3 protein-coding genes are annotated in these 3437 nt (G+C 67.7%); 1 reads left to right on the top strand and 2 read right to left on the bottom strand.

The window, feature by feature from the left end; all coding sequences use genetic code 11:
• Positions 1-166: 166 nt before the first annotated feature.
• Positions 167-730, top strand: coding sequence for an SRPBCC family protein (locus A4X17_RS14590; RefSeq protein WP_082916198.1), 564 nt, complete (start codon positions 167-169; stop codon positions 728-730).
• 23 nt (positions 731-753) lie between these two features.
• Here the strand turns inward: A4X17_RS14590 and A4X17_RS14585 are convergent, their stop codons facing one another.
• Both A4X17_RS14585 and A4X17_RS14580 read right to left on the bottom strand, forming a co-directional pair.
• Positions 754-1548, bottom strand: coding sequence for an SDR family NAD(P)-dependent oxidoreductase (locus tag A4X17_RS14585; RefSeq protein ID WP_064296401.1), 795 nt, complete (start codon positions 1546-1548; stop codon positions 754-756).
• 152 nt (positions 1549-1700) lie between these two features.
• Positions 1701-3365, bottom strand: coding sequence for an MDR family MFS transporter (locus tag A4X17_RS14580; RefSeq protein WP_082916199.1), 1665 nt, complete (start codon positions 3363-3365; stop codon positions 1701-1703).
• Positions 3366-3437 lie beyond the last annotated feature (72 nt).

The raw sequence follows: 3437 nt of genomic DNA, 5'->3' as shown, positions 1-3437 counted from the left end.
CGACCGCCGAGCCCAGCTCGGTCGATCCCGCCACCCCCGTCGAACCGGTGACGCCGACGGATGACGGGAACGGGGACGACTCCGGGAAGAATGGGGACAAGGGGAAGAACGGCGACAACGGCGGCAACGGCAACGGCAACGGCAACGGCAACGGCAAGAAGGATAAATGAAGCGACGAGGAAGCACCGCGGCCGGGCCCGACGACGGATCGAACGAGCCCCAGACCGACGAGACGACGAAGCGGACCCGGGCGGCGGAGGACGGCGTCTCGACCGTGCAGCACAGCATCGTCGTCGACCTGCCTATCGCGGCCGTCTACAAGCAGTGGGTCGACTTCGAGTCGTACCCGGAGTTCTTGCCGGCTGTGCGCGAGGTGAAGGTGACCGGTGAGGTCTACAGTCGCTGGACCGTCGCGATCAGCAAGCTCTCGCGTCAGTTCCTGGCCGAGATCCTGGAGCAACTCCCGGAGGAACGCCTGGTCTGGCGCACCATCGAGGGCGACGTCTGGTTCAGCGGCGACGCCGCGTTCGAGGCGATCGACAAGCAGCAGACCCGCGTGGACGTCACGGTGCACTGGAAGCCGGTCAACGCGATGGAACGCACCGCGGCCGCGCTCGGCCTCGCCGGGCGGGTCGTGCGTGGGACCCTCCAGGCGTTCAAGACCTACATCGAGTCCACCGGAGGGCCCTCGGGTCACTCCCGCGTCAAGGTCGTCTCCCCGAGCGGGTAGGCGACGACCGCGAGCGTGACCGATCAGCTCATGAACGGCCGCAGGTCCGGATAGCCGGTGGTCTGCCAGGCCCCGTCCACGACGAGGTTGTCGCCCGAGATGTACGAGGCGTCGTCGCTCGCGAGGAACAGCGCGGCAGCGGCGATCTCCTCGGGGGCGGCGGCACGACGGAGCGGGATGCGCTCGTCGTACGCGGCCTGCACACCGGGGATGTCGGTCAGCGACTTCGTCAACGGCGTCGCGACGAGGCCAGGTGACACCGCGTTCACGCGGATCCCGTGCTCGCCGAGTTCGAGTGCCGCCTGCTTCGTGAGCATCACCGCGCCGGCCTTCGCCGCCGTGTATCCGACGCCGAAGTGCATCGGAACGAGCGAGTTGAGGGAGGCGATGTTGACGATCGCACCGGCCTTGCCCTCGGCGAGGAACTGGCGGGCGGCGAGACGCGTGCCGTTGAAGGCGCTGTAGAGGTTCAGCCGGACCGTGAAGTCCCAGTCCTCGAAGGAGATGTCGGTGATCGTCCCGGCACGTGATCCACCGGCGACGTTGAAGAGCGTGTCGAGCGTGCCGAAACGTTCGACGGTCTCGGCGACCAGCGCGGAGAAGTCCGCCTCGTCTGTGACGTCGGTGCGCCGACCCCACACGCGCTCACCGAAGGTCTCGGTGGCGCTCGCGATCAGCTCGGCGTTGATGTCCGCGACGACCACCGAGGCGCCCTCCGCGACCAGCCGCTCGGTGATCGTCGCCCCGATGCCGGACACGCCCCCGGTGACGATCGCGACCTTGCCGGCGAACCGGCCCTGGATTGATGCATTCGACATGATGCCACTCCGTTCTGCTCACCGGCTCTGGCGAGCGTCTCCAGCATACGCATCTATCAGTCACGTGTCAGATAGTTCCAGGTGGCCCTCAGCATGACGACGCCGGCCCCGGGACGAAGTGTCCCAGGGCCGGCGTCAGGTGGCGCTGAGGCCTACCGCGGCGACTGCTCGCGATCGGCGTCCGCCCCGACGCCGTCGCCACCCGAAGCCCGGTCGAGCGAGGGCGCCCCGCTGGTCGACGCAGGCACCTTGCCGCGCGCTGCAGCCTCGAGCGACTCGGCCTCGTCTCCACCGACGGCCTCACCGCGGGCGACCAGCCCGGCGACGTCGGACAGCGGGATCTGCTTGAGGAACAGCGACAGCAGGAAGGCCGCACCGATGAACGGCAGGAGGTACCAGAACACCGGGGCCAGAGCATCGGCGTAAGCGGTGACCACACCGTCGCGGATGCCTGGCGGGAGCTGGCTGAGCGTCTGCGGGTCGATCGTCGCCGCCGCGTTGGAGGCGTCCCCAGCACTGGCTCCCGAACTCGCGAAGACGTCCTTGAGGTTCGCGGTGAGCCGCGTGGTGAAGATCGTGCCGAACACGGCGACACCGAGCGACGCACCGACCTCGCGGAAGTAGTTGTTCGTGCTGGTCGCGGTTCCGACCATCGACGCGTCCACCGAGTTCTGGGCGACGAGCACGACGACCTGCATGATCAGGCCGAGACCGGCGCCGAAGAAGAACAGGAAGACGCAGATCAGCCAGATCGGGGTGTCCGCCGTGAGCGTCGTGAACGCGACCATGGAGGCGGCGGTGATGAGCGTGCCGATGACCGGGAACATCCGGTAGCGACCGGTCCTGGTGATCAGGTTCCCCGAGACGATCGAGGTACCGATGAGGCCGACCATCATCGGGATCATGAGGAGGCCCGATGCGGCTGCCGAGGTGCCGGACGACATCTGGAGGAAGGTCGGCACGAAGCCGATCGCCGAGAACATGCCGAGGCCGAGCGTGAGGCCGATCGCGGTCGCGTTGATGAACGTCGGGTTCTTGAACAGCGACAGCGGGATGATCGGGTCCTTGGCGCGAGCCTCGGTGATGACGAAGAGCAGCGCGGCGAGCAGCATGCCGATGCCGAACATCCACGTCTCGATGGCACCCCAACCGTGGGCGGCGTCGCCACCGAAGTCGGTGAAGAAGATGAGGCAGGTGGTGAACGCCGAAAGGAAGATGACGCCGAGGAGGTCGATCGGCGCGGTCGCCTTCTTGTTCGGCAGCTTCAGCGTGAAGAACGCGATCGCGAAGGCCGCGATGCCGACCGGGATGTTGATGTAGAACGCCCACTGCCAGGTCAGGTGGTCGACGAAGAAGCCACCGAGAAGCGGTCCACCGACGGCGGAGAGACCGAACACCGCGCCGAGCGGGCCGAGGTACTTGCCGCGCTCGGAGGCGGGCACGATGTCGGCGATGATCGCCTGTGACAGGATCATGAGGCCACCGCCACCGAGGCCCTGGACGGCACGCCAGACGATGAGCTGCGTGAAGTCGCCCGCGAACGCACAGCCGACGGAGGCGATCGTGAACAGGGCGATCGCGACGAGGAAGAGCCGACGACGGCCGAGGACGTCGCCGAACTTGCCGTACACGGGCATGACGATGGTGGTCGCCAGGAGGTAGGCGGTGGTGAGCCAGACCTGGTGGTCGACGCCGCCCAGCTGTCCGACGATCGTCGGCATGGCGGTGGAGACGATCGTCTGGTCGAGGCTGGAGAGCAGCATGCCCGCGATGAGGGCGGCGAAGATGATCCAGATGCGGCGCTTGGTGAGCAGCATCGGGCCCTCGGTGGGTGCGGCGGTGGCGGCGGTCACGGGAGGTCCTTTCGGGGAGTGGGGTTCGTGTGGGGG

The sequence above is a fragment of the Plantibacter sp. H53 genome, assembly GCF_001650455.1.
In the GTDB taxonomy this organism is placed as follows: domain Bacteria; phylum Actinomycetota; class Actinomycetes; order Actinomycetales; family Microbacteriaceae; genus Plantibacter; species Plantibacter flavus_A.
This window is presented reverse-complemented; position numbering and strand designations above follow the sequence as displayed.

Bases quoted from the DNA above. Each gene is read 5' to 3' on its own strand.
- A4X17_RS14590 (WP_082916198.1), top strand. From the start codon at position 167: ATGAAGCGACGAGGAAGCACCGCGGCCGGGCCCGACGACGGATCGAAC.
- A4X17_RS14585 (WP_064296401.1), bottom strand. From the start codon at position 1,548: ATGTCGAATGCATCAATCCAGGGCCGGTTCGCCGGCAAGGTCGCGATC.
- A4X17_RS14580 (WP_082916199.1), bottom strand. From the start codon at position 3,365: ATGCTGCTCACCAAGCGCCGCATCTGGATCATCTTCGCCGCCCTCATC.